Source organism: Rathayibacter sp. AY1C4 (assembly GCF_002932195.1).
Lineage (GTDB): Bacteria > Actinomycetota > Actinomycetes > Actinomycetales > Microbacteriaceae > Rathayibacter.
In genome coordinates, this window is sequence record NZ_PSWE01000025.1 from 1 (window position 1) to 20,463 (window position 20,463).

Genomic DNA, 20,463 nt, shown 5'->3' on the forward strand with positions numbered 1-20,463 from the left:
CGGTCATCAGGGTGTATCCGAATCGCACCATGGTCCGTCCTCGTTCCGCTCGTCGTGGGATGCCCGGAAGCACATGCCCGACAGCCACGCCGCCCGCACCCCCTACGAGGTGCTGGGCGTCGCCGCCACCGCGTCCGACGACGAGCTCCGCCGGGCGTACCGGCTCCGCCTCCGCGAGACCCATCCGGACACGGGAGGCGACGCCGCGTCGTTCCACGCGGTGCAGCTCGCCTGGGAGCGGATCGGCAGCGCCTCCGCCCGCGGCGACTACGACCGAGGCGCTCCCGCCCCCGGGAGGTCCTCCCCGCAGTCGCCGTACACCGGCTCACCGCGCCCGCAGACCGCCTCGGCCGTGCGCGCCCGCTCCTACGGTCACCCGGGAGGCGCGGCGCGCGAGTACTACCTGCGCCTGGTGCGCGAGTGGCTCGGCCGCGGCGTCGAGACCGAGGACCCCTTCGACCCGGCGATCGTCCGCTCCGCTCCTCGCGAGGTCCGCTCCTGGCTCGCGAAGGCTCAGGCCGAGGAGGCGACGGCCGCGCTCGTCGGCGCGCTCGGCATCGCCTACACGATCTGGAACGACGTCGCGGTCGGCGACGGCGGGCTCAAGATCGACCACCTCGTGCTCGGGCCGGCCGGCCTGCTCGCGCTGACCTCCGCCGACTGGGGCGACCCGGTCCGCCTGAGGAAGGGCGAGCTCGAGGGCCCCGGGATCGCCGAGGACGAGAAGCCGATCGCCTCGCTCGCGAAGGCCGCGCGCCGTCTCGGCCGCGAGCTGGGCGTCCGCTTCTCGACGAGCGTCGTGGTCGTGCCGGACGACGCGCTGGAGCAGCCGTTCGAGCAGGTCGAGCGCGGCCGGCACCAGGGCGCCGTCGTCATCCGCCGCTCGCTGCTGCCGCAGCTGCTGCGCTCCGGCACGGACGACCCGCGGCTCGGCGGGTACGGCGAGTCGTTCGAGGTCCGCACCCGCGTGCAGAACCGCATCCGCTTCGTCTGACACCGCGCTAGCCGCCGCTCGCGACCGGGGCAAGGGGTTAGCGCGCATCCGGCCCCCCGCCCACCATGGGACGTGCCCCCGGGCATCCCACGACGAGCGGAACGAGGACGGACCATGGTGCGATTCGGATACACCCTGATGACCGAGCAGAGCGGACCCAAGCAGCTGGTGGGCTACGCGGTCGACGCCGAGAGGCTCGGCTTCGAGTTCGCGGTCTCGAGCGACCACTACTCGCCGTGGCTGACCGAGCAGGGGCACGCCTCCTACGCCTGGACGCTGCTCGGAGCGGTCGCGCAGGCCACGTCGACCATCGACCTCACGACCTACGTCACCGCGCCGACCATCCGCTACCACCCGGCCGTGGTGGCGCAGAAGGCTGCGACGCTCGCGATCCTCTCCGACGACCGCTTCACGCTCGGCCTCGGCTCGGGCGAGAACCTCAACGAGCACGTCGTCGGCGAGGGCTGGCCCTCGGTCGCCGTGCGCCAGGACATGCTCGAGGAGGCCGTCCACCTCATCCGCGAGCTGCACACCGGCGAGCTGGTGACCTGGGAGGGCGAGTACTTCCGCGTCGACTCCGCCCGGATCTGGGACCTGCCGGACACGCCGGTCGAGATCGGCCTGGCGGTCTCGGGGGAGAAGTCGATCGCCCGCTTCGCGCCGATCGGCGACCACCTCATCACGACCGAGCCCGACGCGGAGCTGATCTCGCAGTGGACCGCGGTCCGCGGTGCGGACGCCGCCCCCTCGCGCACGATCGGCCAGATCCCGATCTGCTGGGCGCCGGACAAGGAGCAGGGAGTGTCGCTGGCCCACGAGCAGTTCCGCTGGTTCGCCGGCGGCTGGGCGGTCAACTCCGATCTGCCGACCCCCGCCGGCTTCGCCGGAGCGAGCCAGTTCGTGCGCCCGGAGGACGTCGCCGAGCAGATCGCCTGCGGCCCCGACCTCGACGAGCTCGCCCAGAGCTTCGTGCCCTACATCGAGGCGGGGTTCACCGACATCGCCCTCGTCCAGGTCGGCGACGAGCTGCAGCAGCGGTTCCTCGACGAGGCGGCGGAGGGGCTCCTGGAGCGCCTGCGCGCGCTCGCCCCCTGAGGCCGCTGCCGGGTCGCGCGGTCAGAATCCGCGGAGCCGCTCGATGTCGCGCCGGTCGCGCTTCGTCGGGCGGCCCGCTCCGCGGTCACGGACGATCACGCCCGGCGCGGACTCCCGGGGTGGCGGCGGGGGCGTCCGGTCCTCCATGCACTCGGCGGCCACCGGCGCACCGACCCGCTTGACCACGAGTCCGCGGACGATCAGCTCCCGGTCGAAGCCGCCGATCCGGGCGCGGACCTCGTCGCCGACCCGCACGGTCTGCGCCGCCTTGGCCCGCTCGCCGTTGACGCGGATGTGGCCGGCCCGGGCCGCGGTCGTCGCGGCGGAGCGCGTCTTGTAGATGCGCACCGCCCAGAGCCACGCGTCCACCCGCACGGCACCGGTCACCGGGATCTGCATCCCCCCAGTCTACGAACGGCGCCCGCTCGCCACCCACCCCGCGGTCCTACACTGGCCGCCGACAAGGAGGTTCCCATGAACCGAGACGACAGCATCTACACCGGAGAGGACGACGCGCTTCAGAGCGGCGACGACCGCATGGTCGCGGCGAACGACAGCTCCGGAGCCGGCGGAACCCGCGGCGACGTCGGCATGAGCACGACGAGCGGCGAGGGCACCGGGGTCCCCACCCGCGGCGCGCCTCCGCAGAGCGGATCCCCGTCCGAGCTGCGCCCCACCGGCTTCCCGCACGCGGGCCTGGAGTTCTCGCTCGTCCCGTCCGGGCACGAGGAGTGGCGGATCGAGCACCCGGGCGGTCGCACCGTCGGCGTCCTCGCCGTCATCTCGCACGCGGGCGAGGAGTCGGAGGCCGTGTTCGTCACGCGCCGCGTCGGCTCCGAGGAGGCCGTGGCCGAGGGCACCGACTGGCGTGGCATCGTGTCGGCCGTGATCAACGACGAGGCGGCGGACGAGCGCGATCCGGTCCAGCTCGACCCCACCGTCGAGCACGTCCGCGGCGGACTGATCAGCCGCGGCCCCGCGGACGTCGACGGCCTCTCCTGAGCCCTCTCTCCTTCGGGACGCCGTCCGCGCTCGGCGCGGGGCGTCCCACGGAGAGGATCGGAGTCTCAGCGGGCGAGCAGCGCGGCGTTGATCCGGGCCGAGAGGTCGGCGTCGACGCGGCGGTCGGTCCCGTCGACGGCACGGACGGGAGCGGCGTTGCGCGCGCTCGAGACCAGCCACGCCGCGTCCGCCGCCTCCAGATCGCCCGAGCGCAGCGGACGCACCGCCGTCCCGAGGCCGAGGCCCGGCGCGAGCGCGAACAGGTCGGCCTGCGTGGTGCCGGGCAGCAGCCCGAGGCTCGGCGGAGGAGTCACGAGCTCCCCGCCCGTCAGCAGCACGAGGTTCGAGGTCGGCCCCTCGAGCAGGTAGCCGTCGCTCGACACGAACAGGGCGTCGTCGGCACCGCGCCGGGCGGCCTCCCGCGCGGCCGCACGGTTCACCGCGTACGAGAGCGTCTTCGCGCCGGCGAGCAGCCAGGGGGACGTCGACTGCACGTCCGAGCGCAGCCCGCGGTCCAGGAGCACCACGCGCACGCCGTCGCGCCGGGCCGGGCCGAAGTCCGGGCTGGTCTGCACGAAGACGACGCCGGTGGGCCGCCCGCCGCCCTCGACGCCGCGGGTCAGGATCGTCTTCACCATCGCCTCGGCGACGGGCGGGTGCGCGGCCACCGCCGCTCCGATCGCCTCGAGCCAGGCGGCCCGGTCCGGCCGGGGCAGGTCGAGCATCCGGGCCGAGCGCTCGAAGCGGTCCAGGTGCGCGTCGAGCGCCTGCAACCGTCCGTCGACCAGGTTGATCGTCTCGAACACGCCGTCGCCGCGGGTGAAGCCGAGGTCGGTGACGTCCAGATCGCCGCGCCCGCTCGGATCGATGCGGTGCGCGGGTCCTCCCGGCGAGTGGGCCTCGGCGTCGAGGGAGGGTCGGTCGAGGACGACGAGGGTCTCAGCGGGCATGGGCGGTGCGGTCCTTCCGGGAGCGGCGGCGGGGGGAGAAGCGGAGCAGCGCGATCGTCAGCAGGGCGCCGATCAGGGAGCCGCTGCCGTTCGAGACCAGGTCCTGCACGTCGGAGACGCGGGTCGGCAGCCACAGCAGCTGCGCGGTCTCGACGGCCGCCGACACGGCGAGCCCGATGGCGGCGGCCCACAGGCGGCGCCCCGCCGGCAGCTGCGCGGCGATCAGCGCACCGAGCGGCACGAAGAGCAGCACGTTCGCGGTGAACTCCGCCACGTCGAAGTCGAACCAGCCGGTGAGCGGCGTGGAGGCGAGAAACGCGATGATCCCGCGGATCAGCGCGTTGGGCTCCCCGGCAGGGTAGGGCGCGGGCGTCAGCGTGATCAGGGCGATCAGCGCGAGCCAGGCGAGCGTCGCGAGGCGGAGGGGTCTCGAGCGGCGCATCGTCCGATTCTGCCAGCCCGTCGGGGTCGGGCGCGGCGGGCGCGGTGTGGGAGGCTGGAGGGCATGACCAGCGAGGACCCCGGCGCGGACGCCGTGCTCCCGCGCCACCCCTTCGACGCGTCGCTCGGCGACGGCTGGGTCGAGATCGGCGACGGACGCCGCTTCTGGGGGCGCTTCGGCGCCGCCGGCCTCCTCCTGCGCGATCCGTCGGGACGCGTCCTGCTCCAGCACCGCGTCAGCTGGAGCCATTTCGGGGACACCTGGGGGCTGCCCGGCGGCGCCCGTCACCCCGAGGAGACGGCCTTCGAGGCGGCCCTCCGGGAGTCGGAGGAGGAGGCGGGCGTCCCCGCCGACCTGATCCTGCCCGTGCTCTCCAGCGTCGTCGTGATCGGACCGTGGAGCTACTCCACCGTCCTGGCCGAGTCCCGCGAGCACTTCACTCCCCGCATCAGCGACGCCGAGAGCACCGAGCTGCGCTGGGTCGCCCCCGACGAGGTCGACTCCCTGCCGCTGCACCCGGGCTTCGGAGCGGCCTGGCCGGGTCTGCGCGCGCTCGGCTCCTCGATCCCGGTGCTCGTCGTGGACGCCGCCAACGTGGTCGGCTCACGCCCCGACGGCTGGTGGCGCGACCGCGCCGGCGCCGCGGAGCGCCTCCTCGCCTCCCTGGCCCGCCTCGCGGAGGCCGGCGTCCCCGGCCGTCTCCTGGGGATCGACGCCGACACGGTCTGGCTGCGCATCGCCGTGGTGCTCGAGGGAGTGGCGCGCGCCGCCCGTCCGGAGGCGGGCGCTCTCACGGAGCGGCTGACGGTCCACGCGGCCGACGGCTCGGGCGACGACGCGATCGTCGAGCTGGTCGGCGCGCTCGAGACCGCGGTCGTCGTGACGGCCGACCGTGGACTGGCCGCCCGCGTCGAGGCGCTCGGGGCCGCCGTGGTCGGTCCGAGGTCGCTGCTCGACCTCCTCGATCCCGCCCGGGAATAGGCCGCGGGGGCACCCGGTTGCATCCCCCATGGCTACGACTGCGATGACCCTCGACTCCCACGACCAGACGATCGCCGACGGCATCGTCCTCATCGACTTCTGGGCCGACTGGTGCGGCCCGTGCAAGCAGTTCGCTCCGGTCTTCGAGGCCACGAGCGAGAAGAACGCCGACATCACCTTCGCGAAGGTCGACACGGAGGACCAGCAGCAGCTCGCCGCGAGCTACGGCATCTCCTCCATCCCCACCCTCGTGGTGTACCGCGACGGCATCCCGCTGATGGCTCAGCCCGGCGCCCTGCCCGCCCCCGCGCTCGACAACCTGATCGAGCAGGTCCGCGGCCTCGACATGGTCGAGGTGCGCCGCCAGTACGAGGAGGCGAAGGCCGCTCAGGAGGCCGGCGCCGCCCCGCAGGCCTGATCCGCCCGGCGCCTCGACCCGCTCCGCAGGCGGGAGGCGCCCGCAGACGCACGAGAACCCCCGGCAGCCGTGAGGCCGCCGGGGGTTCCGTCGTTCCGAGCCGGGATCAGCCGGTGTTCTGCAGACCCGCCGCGACTCCGTTGACCGCGAGCAGGAGCAGCCGCTGGTTCTGCTCCGTCCCGGATCCGCCCGGGTCGGTGCGGAGCGCCTTCAGTGCGCGCAGCTGCAGGAGCGAGAGCGCGTTGACGTACGGGGTGCGCAGGCGCACGGCACGGCCGAGCACGCGGTGGCCCGTGAGCAGGCTCTCCTCGCCGGTGATCGAGAGCACCCACCGGCGGGTGAGCGCCATCTCGTCGAGCACGAGTCCGGCGAGGTCGTCGCGGGAGTCGAGGGCGAGGTAGCGGCGGGCGATGCCCTCGTCGGTCTTCGCGAGCGACATCTCGACGTTGTCGACCATCGTCGTGAACAGCGGCCAGGAGGCGTAGGCCTCGCGGAGCAGGTCGAGGTCGCCGACGGCCTCGAGCGCGCTGCCCAGCCCGAACCAGCCGGTCAGGTTGACGCGGGCCTGGGTCCAGGCGAAGACCCACGGGATCGCTCGCAGGTCCTCGAGCGACTCGACGGAGAGGCCGCGGCGGGCCGGACGCGAGCCGAGGGCGAGCAGGCCCACCTCCTCCTGCGGGGTGACCCGGGCGAACCACGGCGCGAAGCCGTCGGCCTTCACGAGCTCGAAGAAGCGGCGGCGCGACTCGCGGTCCATCGTCGCCGCCACCTCGGCGAAGCGCTCCGCGGCGCCCGCGTTGCGCTCGCCGACCGCGGGGGAGGAGGCGAGCAGCGTCGCTCCCGCCACCTGCTCGATGTGCCGGGTGGCGATGTCCGGGTTGCCGTAGCGGGCGAAGATGACCTCGCCCTGCTCCGTCAGCTTGAAGCGGCCGTCCACCGATCCGGGCGGCTGCGCGAGGACGGCCCGGTTGGCCGGCCCGCCGCCGCGGCCGAGCGCTCCGCCGCGCCCGTGGAACAGCGTGAGCACGATGCCCTCGTCGGCCGCCCACTGCGCGATGCGCGCCTGCGCGTCGTAGAGCGCGAGCGTCGCCGAGACCGGTCCGACGTCCTTCGACGAGTCGGAGTAGCCGAGCATCACCTCGAGCCGGTTGCCGGTGGCCGCGAGGCGCGCCTGTACCTGGGGGAGGCGGATCATCTCGGCGAGGATGTCGGTCGAGGCGTCGAGGTCGGCGAAGGTCTCGAAGAGCGGGACCGCGTCGATGATCGGCGGCTTGCCGTCGGTCGCCGCCTCGGCCAGTTCGAAGACCGTCCGCAGGTCGTCGGCCGACTGCGTGAAGGAGACGATGTACCGCCTCGCCGCGTCGGTCCCGAAGCGCTCCTGGACCTTCGCGATCGCCCGGAACACCGACAGGACCTCGAGGCCGCGCTCGTCGAGCTCCTCGCCGGCGCGGATCGCGGCGATCGTCTCGCGGTGCACCTTCGAGTGCTGGCGCACCTCGATCTCGGCGAGGTGGAAGCCGAAGGTCTCGAGCTGCCAGACGAAGTCCTGGAGGTCGCCGTAGGCGGCGCGGACGTCCTCGGCCTCGACCAGGGACTCCTGGAGGGTGCGCAGCTCGGCCAGCAGCTCGGCGGCGGCGGAGTAGGCCAGCGGCCCCTCGGACCGGGTCGCGGCCAGGCGCTCGGCCGCGAAGAGCAGGACGCGGCGGTGCGCCTCGTTGGGCGAGCGCTCGGCGATGTCGGCGGCGAGCTCGGGAGCCCGCTCGACGCAGGAGGCCCAGAGCGCCTCGACGGCGGCCGACGGGGGAGTGGTCGACGCGTCGAGGGTCAGCGCGCGGCCCACGCGGCGGGCGACCCGCTCGAGGCCCATGAGGACGTGCTCGGAGGCGATGTCCACCGCAGCGAGGGTCGTCTCGGCGGTGACGAAGGGATTGCCGTCGCGGTCGCCGCCGATCCAGGTGCCCAGGCGGACGAAGGCCGGTGCGACCGGAGCCCGGGTGCCCGAGCCCTCGCCGAGCAGAGCGTCGTCGAGGCGGCGGTAGACGCGGGGGAGCACCGAGAACAGCGACTCGTCGAAGACGCTCATCGCGGTGCGCACCTCGTCGAGGGGAGTGGGCTTGGACTCGCGCAGCGGAGCGGTGCGCCACAGCGTGTCGACCTCGGCCAGCAGCTTGCGGCGGATCTCCACCAGCACGACGCCGCCCATGCGCGGGTCGTCGCGCTGCTCGAGCAGGTCGCTGATGCGGCGGATGGTCGAGGCCACCGCGCGGCGGCGCGCCTCGGTCGGGTGCGCCGTGAGGACCGGGCGGAACTCCAGTCGGGACAGGCGCGCGAACGCCTCGTCCTCCCCGAGCTCCCCGGTCAGCCGGCGCATCGAGGCGAGGATCGAGTCCTCGGGCGACTGCGCACCGGCGTCGGCCTCGCGCCGGCGCAGCACGCGGACGCGGTGGAACTCCTCCGCCACGTTCACGAGGTGGAAGTAGCAGGTGAACGCTCGGGCGACCTCCTCGGCGCGCTCGAGCGTGAGCGAGGCGACGAACTCCTCCGCCTCCGCGGTCCCGGCGGCGTCGCCGCTGTCGTAGGCGCTGATCGTGAGCGCGCGCAGGCGCTCCACGTCCTCGTAGAGGGAGGGCTCGCCCGACTCGCGGAGCACCTGGCCGAGCAGCTCGCCCAGCAGGTGGACGTCGGCGCGGATCCTCTCGTCGAGCGGAGGCGCGGTCGTCCCGTCGGCGGAGGAGGGGGCGGTGGCGGAGGCGGGTGCTGCGGTCGCGGCGGACGCGTCGGAGAACGGATGCACGGGAGAGACCTTAGCGGCGGTGCGTATCGAGCACATGACGCCTGCGTCACGATCCGAACTGGAATGATCGAGGGGTGACCGTGACAACCGCACCCCCCGCTCCCGCCGTCCAGACCGAGCAGGCGGCACCCCATGTCGTCGTGCTGTTCGGCGCCGTCGGCGACCTGGCCCGGCGCAAGCTCATCCCGGGGATGGCCCACCTCGCGCTCTCCTCCCTCGCACCGGACCTGCAGATCGTCGGCACCTCGCTCGAGGAGCACGACGACGCCTCGTTCCGCGCCTTCGCGAAGCTGGCCTACGACGAGTTCGGGAGCCGCTCCCTGACGCCGGCGCAGTGGGACGAGTTCGCGTCCAAGCTCCGCTACGTCCCGCAGTCCGCCGGTCCGGCCGCGCTGGCCGCCGCCGTGACCGACGCCGAGGCGGTCCTCGGCCCGGACGTGAGCCGGCTGCACTACCTCAGCGTCCCGCCCAGGGCAGCTCTCTCCGTCGTGCGGATGCTCGCCGAGGCCGGGCTGGTCGAGCGCTCGCGGATCATCATGGAGAAGCCGTTCGGCGTCGACCTCGAGAGCGCGGTCGTACTCAACGCGGAGCTCCACGAGACCTTCAGCGAGGAGCAGATCTTCCGGATCGACCACTTCCTCGGCAAGGAGCCGGCGCAGAACATCCTCGCCTTCCGCTTCGCCAACGGCCTCTTCGAGCCGATCTGGAACCGCAACTTCATCGATCACGTCCAGATCGACATCCCCGAGCGCCTCACGCTCGACCGCCGCGCCGAGTTCTACGAGTCCACCGGCGCCTACAAGGACATGGTCGTCACCCACCTCTTCCAGGTGCTGGCGTTCATGGCGATGGAGCCGCCGACCGCGCTGGAGCCCCAGGCCATCAGCGAGGAGAAGAACAAGGTCTTCCGCTCGATGCGTCCGCTGAACCCCGAGAACGTGGTGCGCGGCCAGTACATCGGCTACCGCGACGAGCCGGGCGTCGCCGCCGACTCCGAGACCGACACCTTCGTCGCGCTGAAGTGCGAGATCGACAACTGGCGCTGGGCGGGAGTGCCGTTCTACCTCCGCACCGGCAAGCGGATGGCCGAGGGCCAGCGCATCATCTCGATCGCGTTCCGCGAGCCCCCGAAGAGTATGTTCCCGCAGGGCTCCGGAGTCGGTGCCCACGGCCCGGACCACCTCACCTTCGACCTGGCGGACGCCTCGAAGGTCTCGCTCTCGTTCTACGGGAAGCGCCCCGGTCCCGGCATGCGGCTCGACAAGCTGAGCATGCAGTTCGCGCTCCAGGAGACCGACCGCGCGGGCGACGCGCTCGAGGCCTACGAGCGCCTGATCCTCGACGCGATGCGCGGAGACCACACGCTGTTCACCACCGCGGAGGGCATCGAGCGGCTCTGGGAGGTCTCCGCGCCGCTCCTGCAGGATCCGCCGCCCGTCCGTCTCTACGCGCCCGGCTCCTGGGGGCCGAACGCCATCCACCAGCTGATCGCGCCGCACGCCTGGCGCCTGCCGTTCGAGCGGGTCTGGCGCGACAAGCGCTGACCACGCCGCCGTGCGCCCCGCCTAGGCTGGGCGCATGGCGCGCACCGGTGAGGACCGGATCTGGACGGTCCCGAACGTCCTCAGCATGGTGCGTCTCGCGCTGGTGCCGGTGTTCCTCGTGCTCGTGGTCCTCGGCGAGGACGCGCTCGCGCTCCTGACCCTCGTGGTCTCGAGCCTCACCGACTACCTCGACGGCTGGATCGCGCGCCGCTTCGACCAGATGACGCGCCTCGGACGCGTCCTCGATCCGGCCGCCGATCGGCTCTACATCTTCGCCACCGTCCTGGGCCTCGCGGCCCGCGGACTGGTGCCCTGGTGGCTGGTCGCCGTGCTGCTCGCCCGCGACCTGATGCTCGTGGTCCTGGCGGTCGTCCTGGCGAACAACGGCTACGGACCGCTTCCCGTGCACCACCTGGGGAAATTCGCGACCTTCTGCCTCTTCTACGCGCTCCCGCTGATCATGCTGGGGCAGGCGTTCCCGGCCCTCGCGCCCGCCTCGCTCCCCATCGCCTGGGCCTTCGCGCTGTGGGGCGCGTTCCTCTACTGGTGGGCCGGGATCGTCTACGCCGTCCAGACGCGGGACCTCGTCCTGGGGGTCCGCACAGGTGGTCAGGGGTCCGACGAGGGTCACGATTCGGATACGCTGACCTGATAGGAGGTACGTCTTGGTCGAGCCCGTCGGTGGAGCATCATCCGCCCAGCACAATTCCGTTCCCGGTGAGCCGTCGACGGAGACGACTCTGACGTTCACCGACGACATCGGCGCCCAGCTCGCCGCTCTCGACAACCGCGCGTCCCGCGAGGAGGCCGAGGCCGTCGGGGCTCTGCCCTCGGGATCCGCGCTGCTGGTCGTGCGCCGCGGACCGAACACCGGCGCCCGCTTCCTCCTCGACACCGACTCCACGACGGTCGGCCGTCACCCCGACGCGGGCATCTTCCTCGACGACGTCACGGTCTCGCGTCGGCACGCCGAGTTCGTCCGCCGCGGCACGGCGTTCGAGGTCCACGACCTCGGCTCCCTGAACGGCACCTACTTCGACGGGGTCCGGATCGAGTCCGCGATCCTCACCGACGGCTCCGAGGTGCAGGTCGGCAAGTTCCGACTCACCTTCTACGCGTCCCGCGCCGACCTCGTCGCCGCTCCGGACGCGTGAGCCGTGGGCCGCTCCTCCGCGCGCGCCCTCCCCACCGGCTCCGCCGCTCTGCTGAGCATCGGGCAGGTGCTGGCCAGGCTGACCACTGAGTTCCCGGACGTCACCCCGTCCAAGCTGCGCTTCCTCGAGGAGCAGGGGCTCGTCTCGCCGGCCCGCACCGACTCCGGCTACCGCAAGTTCTCGGGCTCCGACGTCGAGCGGCTCCGGATGATCCTCGCGCTGCAGCGCGACCACTACCTCCCCCTCAAGGTCATCCGCGGATACCTCGACGACATCGACGCCGGGCGCGAGCCCGCCCTGCCGGCCGGTGTCGGGGGTCCGAGCGCCTCGCTCCTCGGCCCCGCCACGCGCTTGACCCGCGAGGGCCTCGCGGCCGAGTCCGGTGCCACGCCCGCTCTCGTCCAGGAGGCCATCGCCGCCGGGCTCGTGCGGGGCGGCGACGTGTTCGGGGACGAGGCCGTGACGACGCTCAAGGCGCTCGTCGACCTCGGCCGATCGGGTATCGAGCCCCGTCACCTCCGACCGCTCCGCGTCGCCGTCGAGCGCGAGATGTCGCTCATCGAGAGCGTCGTCGCCTCCAGCGCCCGCCGCGGAGAGGCGTCCGGCTCCGCCGGTGCTGCCGAGAACGCGGTGGGGCTCGCGACCCAGCTGGGTACGATCCGCGGGGCGATGGTGCGCAGCGCCCTCTCGCGGATCGCCCGCTCGTGAGGGCCGCGCCGCCGGCCGACGGGCGGCCCGTGCGACACGCCGCGGCGCCGAGGCCGATGTCGTTTACTCGGCCTGCGCCGGTCGGTACGGTAGGGAGCGCGTTCGGAGGATCCGGCGTCCGGATCCGAGAGGCACAGGGATGAGAGAAGTCAGCCGCGACGTCAGCGGCCAGCGCGACCTCGTCCTGTTCACCGACGGACTGCCCGAGCTCGACGCCGACGCGGGCTACCGCGGGGCCGTCGCGGCGCGCGCCGCGGGGATCACCTACCGTCAGCTCGACTACTGGGCGCGGACCGAGCTCGTCGAGCCCACCGTGCGCGGCGCGTCCGGCTCCGGCACGCAGCGCCTCTACGGCTTCCGCGACATCCTCGTGCTGAAGCTGGTCAAGCGCCTGCTCGACACCGGGATCTCGCTCCAGCAGATCCGCACGGCGGTCAACCAGCTCCGCGAGTCCGGGGTCGACGACCTCGCGCAGACGACCCTGATGAGCGACGGCGCGAGCGTCTACCTCTGCACCTCGAACGACGAGGTCATCGACCTGCTCAGCCGCGGCCAGGGCGTCTTCGGCATCGCCGTCGGCAAGGTCCTCCGCGAGGTCGAGTCGAGCCTCGTCGAGCTCGACCACCAGTCGGTCGACCCGGGCGACGAGCTCGCCCAGCGCCGCGCCTCCCGCCGCGTCGGCTGACCGCCCACCCCTCGCGGGTCGGCCGCTGCTCCGGGGACTCCCGGATCTCCTCCGCGCGCTCAACTGGTCAGGAGCGGACCCGCCTGCAGCCGTGCTGTGCGAGCAACGGGCGCCACCCGAGTCTCACCGTGCTGGTCGAATGGCGGGCCCCGCCCGCGTGAACCGTCCGCCGGATGCGAGCTCCCCGCCGATCACGCCCGCTAGCATGCGGGTCCGATGACGGGCTCCGTCCGTGTCCCGCCCTGCGGATCCGACGACGGGCTCCGCTCGCGTCCCGCCGTGCTGATCTCTCAACGGGTTCCGCTCGTGTGCGGTCATGCTGATCGAGTGGCGGGCTCCTACCACGCATCGAGAGTCCGCGCTGAACTCCGACGCCGAGCGTCCGCCGGCGCCGTCCCTGGCACTCCTCAGGCACCGAGCATCGCCCGCGTCCCGAGACCTCGAGCCGGAGAAGTCCGGCGGACCCGCCGGCCCTAGGTCGCGGCGGGGACCTGCTCGCCGATGCGACCGGTGCGGATGACGCGGTCGAGCAGCAGGTCGAAGTTGTGCGCCATCTCCTGGGCGCTCTCCCCGGGCCAGACGTGCACGGGCTTCGCCGCGCCCTGCGCCTGCTGGAGGGAAGTGCGCTCCGGGAGCTGCGGGCTGAGGACGAGCGGCCCGAACATGTCGCGCAGCTCTTTGATCCGGAACTGGTGCTCCAGCGACTGGACGCGGGCGCGATTGACGATGATGCCCAGCGGCTGGAGGCGCGGGCTGAGTCCGCGGCGGATCTCCTCGATCGCCCGGAGCGCCCGGTCGGCGGCGGCCACCGAGAACAGGCCCGGCTCCGTGACGACGGCGACGCGGTCGCTCGCGGCCCAGGCCGTGCGGGTCAAGGCGTTGAGCGAGGGGGCGCAGTCGATCAGCACGAGGTCGTAGTCGGCCTCGACGCTCGCGAGGGCCTCCTCGAGCTTCCAGATGTCGCGGATGCTGGGGTGCGGCCCGTCGAAGTTGATCGCGGAGGGGCTTCCGATCAGCACGTCGATCGTGCCGTGGTGCTCCTTGGTCCAGCCGGAGGGGGCGATCGCCGAGCGGACGATCTTCTCCTTCGGCGACGTCAGGACGTCGGCGATGTTGAGGTGGCCGGCGACGTTGATGTCCATTCCGGTCGACACGTCGGACTGGGGATCGAGGTCGACGACCAGCGTTCGCAGGCCCTTCGAGAACGCCGCGGATGCAAGGCCGAGCGTCACCGTGGTCTTGCCGACGCCGCCCTTGAGGGAGCTCACGCTGAGTACATGCATGGCTGACTACTTTACGTTCCTCCGGGCGGCAGAACCTAACCGTTCGCTGCACGCGCCGTCCGCGCCGCCTCCGGAAGCGGGCCGCACTAGCAGTCGGAGCGCGCTCCGACCAAGCCGCCCGGCGCGATCCGGGCCCGCCGGTACACTCGTCCTGAGCGGAAGGAGGCTCGTTCGCATGGATGAGCGCAACGACGAACAGCCCGACACCGGCACCGGTCCCACGCCGCGGACCGCCATGGACGCGGCTCGGGAATCGGGTCAGTACTCCCCGCGAGCGAGCGACACCGCTCCGACCCTCCTGCCCGACGGCGTGCGGATCACCCCGCCCGGCCCGCGGCGCCGCTCCACCGCCCCCGCTCCGGTCGAGGACGAGGACGCGATCGACGTCGGCCGCCTCGGCCTGCCGCCCTCGCGCTCGCACGCTCTCGTGCCCCCGGAGCCGAGTCCTGCTCCGACCCCCTCACCGGCTCCCGCTCACCCGTCCGGCGCGAACGGACCGGTCTCGGCGGGGATCCCCGCCCGAGCGGAGTCCGCCGAGAAGCCCGCGGCGTCCGAGTCCGCGGGGGAGCCCGCCGCCGTCCCCACGCGCCGCGACCGCCTCCGCGCCGAGTCCTCGAGCGCCGCTCCCGCCCCGTCCGCGCCGAGCGCCGCCGTCCCCGAGTCGGCGTCGATGCTCACCCCGGACAGGCTCCTGGAGGTCAACCGCAAGACCCGTCCCGCTCCCACGGGCGGCTGGCACCGCTTCCTCTACGGCCTGACCTTCCACACGGTCAACCTCGGCGACTCCGCGAAGGTGAAGGCGTGGAAGGCGATGGACGAGCGGATCGGCCGGCAGTTCGAGGGCGGCACCCGCTTCGTCCCGGTCATGACCCGCAAGGGCGGCGTCGGCAAGACCACGGTCACGACGCTCCTGGGCATGGCCCTCGCCGACGCGCGCGAGGACCGCATCATCGCGGTCGACGCGAACCCCGACCGCGGCACCCTGGCCGAGCGCGTCCCCAAGCAGACGCGGGCGACCGTCCGCGATGTCGTGAACCGCGCGGCCGGCGTGACCGGATTCACCGAGTTCTCGACGATGGTCTCCCGCGACGAGACCCGCCTCGACGTCCTCGCCTCCGACACCGACCCGCAGCTCTCCGAGGCCTTCGACGAGGACGACTACAACGTGGTCGCCGACCTGGTCGAGCGCTTCTACTCGATCATGCTCACCGACTGCGGCACGGGCATCGTGCACTCGGTGATGCGGCCCACGCTGCAGCGCGCCGACACGGTGGTGATCGTCTCGGGCGGCAGCGTCGACGAGGCCCGCCTGGCCTCCGAGACCCTCACCTGGCTGGACGCGAACGGCTACGGCGCCCTGGTGCGCAACGCGGTCGTCGCGCTCAACACGGCGACGCAGGGCACGAGCCTGGTGAAGCTGGAGGAGATCGAGTCGCACTTCCGCTCCCGCGTCCGCGACATCGTCCGCATCCCCTACGACCCGGTGCTCGCCGCCGGATCCGTGGTGAAGTGGGAGCAGCTGCGCGAGGGCACGAAGGACGCCGCACGCCTGCTCGCCGCGCTCGTTGTCGAGGGCATGCCGGTCCGACGTGTCTGAGCCCCGGGGCTCCGAGGCGGTGTCCGCCGCGTTCCAGGACCGCACCGACGGACCCGACGCGACCACCGACTCCTTCGACCTGATCGTCATCGGGGCCGGCTCCGGCAACTCGATCGTCGGTCCGGAGTTCGACGGCCTGCGGGTCGCGATCCTCGACGACGGGGAGTGGTTCGGCGGCACCTGCCTCAACGCCGGCTGCATCCCGACCAAGATGTTCGTCCACGTCGCCGACGTGATCACCGACGTCGACCAGGGCGGCCCGATCGGCGTCCACTCCCGCCTCCGCCGCCCCGAGTGGGCCGAGGTGCGCAACCGGGTGTTCGGCCGGATCGACGCGATCAGCGAGGGCGGTTTCGAGTACCGCGATCAGCGCTCCCCGAACGTGACCGTCCTCCGCGAGAGCTTCGGCTTCGAGTCGCTCGGAGACGGCGACCGCCCGCACGTCCTCGTCAGCGCCAGCGGTGCCCGCATCAGTGCGCCGCAGGTGGTCGTGGCCGCCGGCTCGCGGCCCAGGCCGCTCCTCGCCGCGTACGAGCCGGACCCCCGCATCCAGGACTCCTCCTCCGTCATGCGGCTCGACGAGCTCCCCGAGCGGATGCTGATCCTCGGCGGCGGCGCGGTGGCCGTCGAGTTCGCCCACGTCTTCTCCTCCTTCGGCACGGCCGTGACCGTCGCCGTCCGCGGCGACCGCCTCCTCCGCGCCCTCGACGAGGACGTCTCGCGCCGGTTCACCGGGATCGCCGCCGAGCGGTACACGGTGCTCACCGGAGTGAGCGCCGAGAGCGTCGACGCCCGCCCTGACGGGCTCCGCGTCGCCCTCAGCGACGGCACGACGGTCGAGACCGACCTGCTCCTCGTCGCCCTCGGCCGCGACCCCAACAGCGACACGGTCGCCGCCGCCTCCGTCGGGATCGATCTGCACGAGGACGGCCGGATCAGCGTCGACCCCGAGCAGCGCGTCCTCTCCGGCGGACGCCCCGTGCCCGGCCTCTTCGCCCTCGGCGACGTGTCGTCCCGCTGGCAGCTCAAGCACGTCGCCAACCACGAGGCGCGCCTCGTGGCGCACAACCTCCTGCACCCGGGCGAGATGCTCTCCGACACCCTCTCGCCGGTGCCCGGCGCGATCTTCGCCCACCCGCAGATCGCCCACTTCGGGCTCACCGCGGCCGAAGCGCGAGACCACGGCCTGGACGTCGTCACCGTCACCCAGGAGTACGGCTCCACCGCCTTCGGCTGGGCGCTCGAGGACGACTCCAGCGCCTGCCTCCTGGTCGTCGGACTCGACGGCGCCCTCCTCGGCGCGCACATCATCGGGCCGCAGGCCAGTATCCTCATTCAGCCGCTCGTCCAGGCCGCCAGCGCCGGCACCGGCATCCGCGGACTCGCCCGCAGCCAGTACTGGCCGCACCCCGCAGCGAGCGAAGTCGTCGAGAACGCCCTCCTGAGCGCGGAGGAGGCCCTGAGGGAGCGCACCACATGACCGAACGCCAGATCCGCATCTTCGGGGACCCGGTGCTGAAGACCCCGTCCACGACCATCGAGACGGTCGACGCCGGCGTCCGCGGCCTCGTCGAGGACCTCGTCGACAGCGTCCGCCCGCCCGGACGCGCCGGCGTCGCAGCCCCCCAGATCGGCGTCAACCTCCGCGCCTTCAGCTACAACGTCGACGGCGTCATCGGCTACATCCTCAACCCCGAGATCATCGAGCTCAGCGGAGACCCGCAACCGGTCGACGAGGGCTGCCTCTCCGTCCCGAACCTCTGGTACCCCGCGATCCGCTACCCGCACGCGAAGGTCCGCGGCACCGACCTCGACGGCAACGAGATCGTCCTCGAAGGCGACGGCCTCATGGCCCAGGCCCTCCAGCACGAATGCGACCACCTCGACGGACGCCTCTACCTCGACCGCCTCTCCCAGGACGACCGCCGCGCCGCCATGAAGGCCGTCCGGGAATCCGACTGGTTCTGAGTTCGATTCCGGGCCGGTCCCTGCCCGGCCCGGCGCGGTCGGCTTTTCGGGGTGGGCGCGTTCTGTGGAGCGTCGTGCGTTCCGCCGACGGGAAAGCGCTGGGACGCGCTTTCCCGGATACGGCTGTGTCGAGGGGGAGCCGGTCCCTGCCCGGCCCGGCGCGGTCGGCTCAGCGAGGTGGGGGCGTTCCGTGGAGCGTCGGGCGTTCCGCCGACGGGAAAGCGCTGGGACGCGCTTTCCCGGATACGGCTGTGTTGGTGGGGAGCCGGTCCTTGCCCGGCTCCACGCAGTCGGCCGCTCGAGGTGGGCGCGTTCCATGGAGCGTCGTGCGTTCCGCCGACGGTGAAGCGCTGGCACGCGCTTCACCGGATACGGCTGCGTTGAGGGGGAGCCGGTCCCTGCCCGGCTCCGCGCGGTCGGCTTTTCGAGGTGGGCGCGTTCCATGGAGCGTCGTGCGTTTCGCCGACGGGAAAGCGCTGGGACGCGCTTTCCCGGATACGGCTGTGTTGGTGGGGAGCCGGTCCTTGCCCGGCTCCGCGCAGTCGGCCGCTCGAGGTGGGCGCGTTCCGTGGAGCGTCGTGCGTTCCGCCGACGGGAAAGCGCTGGGACGCGCTTTCCCGGATACGGCTGTGTTGAGGGGATCTGGTCCCTGCCCGGCCCGGCGCGGTCGGCACCGCGACAGGGGCGCGTCGAGGAGAGCGTCGGGCGTTCCGCCGACGGGATAGAGCTGGGCGCGCTGTCCCGGAGGCGGCTGCGATCGGGACGGCCTGCTGGTGACGGCGGGAGAGCGCGGGGTCAGCGGAGGGAGATGCCCTCGGTGGCGGGGGCGGCGGAGTAGACGGCGGCGATGGTGTCGGCGAAGTCGGCGAGGATGACGTTGCGCTTGATGCTCATCTTCGGAGTCAGGTGACCGCTCGCCTCCGTGAACTCGGTCGGGAGGATCACGAACTTCCGGATCGACTCGGCGCGGGACACGCGCTCGTTCGCCGCATCGACGGCCCGCTGCACCTCGGCCAGAACGACCGGGTTCGCGGCCGCGTCCTCGAGTGAGAGGCCCTTGTCCTGCCCGTTGTTGGCGAGCCACGTCGGCAGCATCTCGGAGTCGAGCGTGACCAGAGCGGCGATGAACGGGCGCTGATCGCCGACGACGACGACCTGGCCGACCAGCGGGTTCGCGCGGATCGGATCCTCCAGCGCCGCCGGAGCGACGTTCTTGCCGCCGGCGGTGACGATGATCTCCTTCTTCCGCCCGGTGACGCGCAGGTACCCGTCCTCGTCCAGAGTTCCGAGGTCGCCCGTGCGGAACCACTCGCCGTCGAACGACTCGGCCGTCGCCGCCTCGTTGTTCCAGTAGCCGCCGAAGACGTCGATGCCGCGCACCTGGATCTCGCCGTCGCCCGCGATCCGGATCGAGACCCCGGGCATCGCCGGGCCCACCGAGCCGATCTTGAAACGCTCGGTGCGGTTGACCGTGGCGGGCGCCGTCGTCTCCGTGAGGCCGTAGCCCTCGAGGATCTTGATGCCGAGGCTGTGGAAGAAGTGCCCGAGCCGGTCTCCCAGCGGCGCCGAGCCGGACACGGCGAAGCGGACGTTCCCGCCCATGGCGGTGCGCAGCTTCGAGTACACGAGCCGGTCGAAGAGGAGGAACTGCAGCTTCAGCGCGAGCGGCACCGAGCCCGCCTCGAGCGCCATCGAGTGGGCGACGGCGACGTCGGCCGCGCGGCGGAAGATCTTCCCCTTCCCCCCGGCCTCGGCCTTCTGCTCCGCGGAGTTGTAGACCTTCTCGAACACGCGCGGCACGGCCAGGAGGAACGTCGGCTTGAAGGACGCGAGCGAGGGGAGCAGCTGCCTGGTGTCGGCCTGGTGCCCCACCTTCACCCCGCCGTGCACGCAGAGGATCGCGATGAAGCGGGCGAACACGTGCGCCGTGGTGATGAACAGCAGCGTCGACGCGCCGGGCTGGTGGATCAGCTCCGTCAGGGCGACCGCCGAGTTGCGGCTGAGCTCGACGAAGTTCGAGTGCCGGATGATGCAGCCCTTGGGGCGGCCGGTGGAGCCGGAGGTGTAGATGATCGTCGCGATGTCGGTGCCGGTCGCCAGCGAGCGGCGGCGCTCGATCTCGGCATCCGGCACGTCGACGCCGCGCGCGACGAGCTTGTCCAGATCGCCCAGCCCGATCTGCCAGGCGAGTCGGACCTCGGGAAGGTCGGCGCGGATCTCGTCGAAGCGGGCGAAGTGCTCGGGGGTCTCGACGATCACGGCGTGCGCGCCGGAGTCGGCGAGGTTCCACTGCACCTGCGCGGGGGAGGAGGTCTCGTACACCGGGACGAGGACCCCGCCGGCGAACCAGACGGCGAAGTCGATCAGCGTCCACTCGTAGCGCGTCTTGCAGATCAGCCCGACCTTCTCGCCCGGCTCGAGGCCGACGGCGACGAAGCCCTTCGCGAGGGCCGTGACCTGGTCGAGGAACTCCTGCGCCGTCACATCGCGCCAGCCGTCGCCGTCGGGCAACGCGAAGAGCGGGCGATCGGGCGTCTCGCGGACGCGGTCCAGCAGGAGGGCGGTCGTATTGGCCTGGGGATCGGCCGGAACCACCAGGGGGGAATCGAACTGGTCCACGGCAACTCCTTCGGTACCTGAATGAACGTCGTCTCCACCCTACCGGCGCGGCGCAAGCTGTGGATCCGTTCAGGGTAACGATCCAGCGGTGGCTCCGCGAGGAGGGCCGACACGCGTCGCCGGGTCTCGCCGCTGAGCCGCATCGGAGCGCTCGCGGTCACTACACTCGTCCTGGCCGCCGCTCAGGGCGGCCCGCCGACGCTGCCGCGCCGGTGGCGACGGGAAGGCG

General features: G+C 72.6%; 19 protein-coding genes. 13 read left to right on the forward strand and 6 right to left on the reverse strand.

All coding sequences use genetic code 11. The features are described 5' to 3' along the window. Window positions 1–73: 73 nt before the first annotated feature. Both C5C99_RS12615 and C5C99_RS12620 read left to right on the forward strand, forming a co-directional pair. A complete protein-coding gene (locus C5C99_RS12615; protein ID WP_104222564.1) occupies window positions 74–994 on the forward strand; it encodes a J domain-containing protein in 921 nt (306 codons plus the stop codon). A gap of 114 nt (window positions 995–1,108) precedes the next feature. Continuing rightward, window positions 1,109–2,089 carry a TIGR03557 family F420-dependent LLM class oxidoreductase gene (locus C5C99_RS12620; protein WP_104292456.1) on the forward strand — a complete coding sequence of 327 codons (981 nt, stop codon included), beginning with the start codon at window positions 1,109–1,111 and terminating at the stop codon, window positions 2,087–2,089. A 21-nt stretch (window positions 2,090–2,110) separates the two neighbouring features. On the opposite strand, the gene C5C99_RS12625 is transcribed toward C5C99_RS12620, so the two are convergent. Continuing rightward, entirely contained in the window at window positions 2,111–2,488 is a 378-nt protein-coding gene (locus tag C5C99_RS12625) for an RNA-binding S4 domain-containing protein (RefSeq protein WP_181027140.1), read from the reverse strand. 75 nt (window positions 2,489–2,563) lie between these two features. Between C5C99_RS12625 and C5C99_RS12630 the strand changes: the two genes are divergently transcribed. Then, a complete protein-coding gene (locus C5C99_RS12630) occupies window positions 2,564–3,091 on the forward strand; it encodes a hypothetical protein (RefSeq protein ID WP_104340186.1) in 528 nt (175 codons plus the stop codon). Between the two features lie 65 nt (window positions 3,092–3,156). Here C5C99_RS12630 and C5C99_RS12635 read toward each other — a convergent pair whose 3' ends face one another. Both C5C99_RS12635 and C5C99_RS12640 read right to left on the reverse strand, forming a co-directional pair. Continuing rightward, the gene (locus C5C99_RS12635) at window positions 3,157–4,041 is read right to left on the reverse strand and encodes an aminotransferase class IV (protein WP_104340187.1); all 885 of its coding nucleotides are present in this window, start codon (window positions 4,039–4,041) and stop codon (window positions 3,157–3,159) included. Continuing rightward, window positions 4,031–4,483 carry a VanZ family protein gene (locus C5C99_RS12640; protein ID WP_104225384.1) on the reverse strand — a complete coding sequence of 151 codons (453 nt, stop codon included), beginning with the start codon at window positions 4,481–4,483 and terminating at the stop codon, window positions 4,031–4,033. Before C5C99_RS12640 ends, C5C99_RS12635 begins: the two co-directional genes overlap by 11 nt. A 63-nt stretch (window positions 4,484–4,546) precedes the next feature. Here C5C99_RS12640 and C5C99_RS12645 point away from each other — a divergent pair, with 63 nt between their 5' ends. Then, complete coding sequence (locus C5C99_RS12645) at window positions 4,547–5,464, forward strand: NUDIX domain-containing protein (protein WP_104340188.1); 918 nt, start codon at window positions 4,547–4,549, stop codon at window positions 5,462–5,464. 28 nt (window positions 5,465–5,492) lie between these two features. Beyond that, window positions 5,493–5,882, forward strand: a complete 390-nt coding sequence (gene trxA / locus C5C99_RS12650; protein ID WP_104225382.1) for a thioredoxin — start codon at window positions 5,493–5,495, stop codon at window positions 5,880–5,882. A 106-nt stretch (window positions 5,883–5,988) separates the two neighbouring features. Here trxA and C5C99_RS12655 read toward each other — a convergent pair whose 3' ends face one another. Then, on the reverse strand, window positions 5,989–8,712 hold the full coding sequence (locus C5C99_RS12655) for a phosphoenolpyruvate carboxylase (RefSeq protein ID WP_104222571.1): 2,724 nt from the start codon (window positions 8,710–8,712) through the stop codon (window positions 5,989–5,991). Window positions 8,713–8,756: 44 nt separating this feature from the next. On the opposite strand from C5C99_RS12655, the gene zwf reads away from it, so the two are divergent. From zwf to C5C99_RS12680, 5 genes are all read left to right on the forward strand, one after another. Beyond that, entirely contained in the window at window positions 8,757–10,220 is a 1,464-nt protein-coding gene (zwf, locus tag C5C99_RS12660) for a glucose-6-phosphate dehydrogenase (protein ID WP_104225448.1), read from the forward strand. A gap of 34 nt (window positions 10,221–10,254) precedes the next feature. Continuing rightward, complete coding sequence (locus C5C99_RS12665; protein ID WP_104340189.1) at window positions 10,255–10,872, forward strand: CDP-alcohol phosphatidyltransferase family protein; 618 nt, start codon at window positions 10,255–10,257, stop codon at window positions 10,870–10,872. Window positions 10,873–10,885: 13 nt separating this feature from the next. Beyond that, window positions 10,886–11,374, forward strand: a complete 489-nt coding sequence (locus C5C99_RS12670; RefSeq protein ID WP_104222573.1) for an FHA domain-containing protein — start codon at window positions 10,886–10,888, stop codon at window positions 11,372–11,374. A 3-nt stretch (window positions 11,375–11,377) separates the two neighbouring features. Continuing rightward, the gene (locus tag C5C99_RS12675) at window positions 11,378–12,082 is read left to right on the forward strand and encodes a MerR family transcriptional regulator (protein WP_104225380.1); all 705 of its coding nucleotides are present in this window, start codon (window positions 11,378–11,380) and stop codon (window positions 12,080–12,082) included. A gap of 139 nt (window positions 12,083–12,221) precedes the next feature. After that, on the forward strand, window positions 12,222–12,767 hold the full coding sequence (locus C5C99_RS12680) for a MerR family transcriptional regulator (protein ID WP_104222575.1): 546 nt from the start codon (window positions 12,222–12,224) through the stop codon (window positions 12,765–12,767). 473 nt (window positions 12,768–13,240) lie between these two features. On the opposite strand, the gene C5C99_RS12685 is transcribed toward C5C99_RS12680, so the two are convergent. Then, window positions 13,241–14,050, reverse strand: coding sequence for a ParA family protein (locus tag C5C99_RS12685; RefSeq protein WP_104222576.1), 810 nt, complete (start codon window positions 14,048–14,050; stop codon window positions 13,241–13,243). Window positions 14,051–14,225: 175 nt separating this feature from the next. On the opposite strand from C5C99_RS12685, the gene C5C99_RS12690 reads away from it, so the two are divergent. The 3 genes from C5C99_RS12690 to def are packed head-to-tail and all read left to right on the forward strand — an operon-like array spanning window position 14,226 to window position 17,615. Further along, window positions 14,226–15,647, forward strand: coding sequence for a MinD/ParA family protein (locus C5C99_RS12690; protein ID WP_258059940.1), 1,422 nt, complete (start codon window positions 14,226–14,228; stop codon window positions 15,645–15,647). Continuing rightward, window positions 15,640–17,127, forward strand: coding sequence for a mycothione reductase (locus tag C5C99_RS12695; RefSeq protein WP_258063696.1), 1,488 nt, complete (start codon window positions 15,640–15,642; stop codon window positions 17,125–17,127). Before C5C99_RS12690 ends, C5C99_RS12695 begins: the two co-directional genes overlap by 8 nt. Further along, on the forward strand, window positions 17,124–17,615 hold the full coding sequence (def, locus tag C5C99_RS12700; protein ID WP_104222578.1) for a peptide deformylase: 492 nt from the start codon (window positions 17,124–17,126) through the stop codon (window positions 17,613–17,615). The genes C5C99_RS12695 and def overlap by 4 nt, the downstream gene beginning before the upstream one ends. 795 nt (window positions 17,616–18,410) lie before the next feature. Here the strand turns inward: def and C5C99_RS12705 are convergent. Then, a complete protein-coding gene (locus C5C99_RS12705) occupies window positions 18,411–20,234 on the reverse strand; it encodes a long-chain fatty acid--CoA ligase (RefSeq protein ID WP_104340191.1) in 1,824 nt (607 codons plus the stop codon). Window positions 20,235–20,463: the final 229 nt, after the last annotated feature.

Coding starts and splice junctions, on each gene's coding strand:
- def (WP_104222578.1), top strand. CDS start 17,124: ATGACCGAACGCCAGATCCGCATCTTCGGGGACCCGGTGCTGAAGACC.
- C5C99_RS12690 (WP_258059940.1), top strand. CDS start 14,226: ATGGATGAGCGCAACGACGAACAGCCCGACACCGGCACCGGTCCCACG.
- C5C99_RS12630 (WP_104340186.1), top strand. CDS start 2,564: ATGAACCGAGACGACAGCATCTACACCGGAGAGGACGACGCGCTTCAG.
- C5C99_RS12620 (WP_104292456.1), top strand. CDS start 1,109: ATGGTGCGATTCGGATACACCCTGATGACCGAGCAGAGCGGACCCAAG.
- C5C99_RS12615 (WP_104222564.1), top strand. CDS start 74: ATGCCCGACAGCCACGCCGCCCGCACCCCCTACGAGGTGCTGGGCGTC.
- C5C99_RS12655 (WP_104222571.1), bottom strand. CDS start 8,712: ATGTGCTCGATACGCACCGCCGCTAAGGTCTCTCCCGTGCATCCGTTC.
- C5C99_RS12645 (WP_104340188.1), top strand. CDS start 4,547: ATGACCAGCGAGGACCCCGGCGCGGACGCCGTGCTCCCGCGCCACCCC.
- C5C99_RS12635 (WP_104340187.1), bottom strand. CDS start 4,041: ATGCCCGCTGAGACCCTCGTCGTCCTCGACCGACCCTCCCTCGACGCC.
- C5C99_RS12680 (WP_104222575.1), top strand. CDS start 12,222: ATGAGAGAAGTCAGCCGCGACGTCAGCGGCCAGCGCGACCTCGTCCTG.
- C5C99_RS12665 (WP_104340189.1), top strand. CDS start 10,255: ATGGCGCGCACCGGTGAGGACCGGATCTGGACGGTCCCGAACGTCCTC.
- C5C99_RS12685 (WP_104222576.1), bottom strand. CDS start 14,050: ATGCATGTACTCAGCGTGAGCTCCCTCAAGGGCGGCGTCGGCAAGACC.
- trxA (WP_104225382.1), top strand. CDS start 5,493: ATGGCTACGACTGCGATGACCCTCGACTCCCACGACCAGACGATCGCC.
- C5C99_RS12625 (WP_181027140.1), bottom strand. CDS start 2,488: ATGCAGATCCCGGTGACCGGTGCCGTGCGGGTGGACGCGTGGCTCTGG.
- C5C99_RS12640 (WP_104225384.1), bottom strand. CDS start 4,483: ATGCGCCGCTCGAGACCCCTCCGCCTCGCGACGCTCGCCTGGCTCGCG.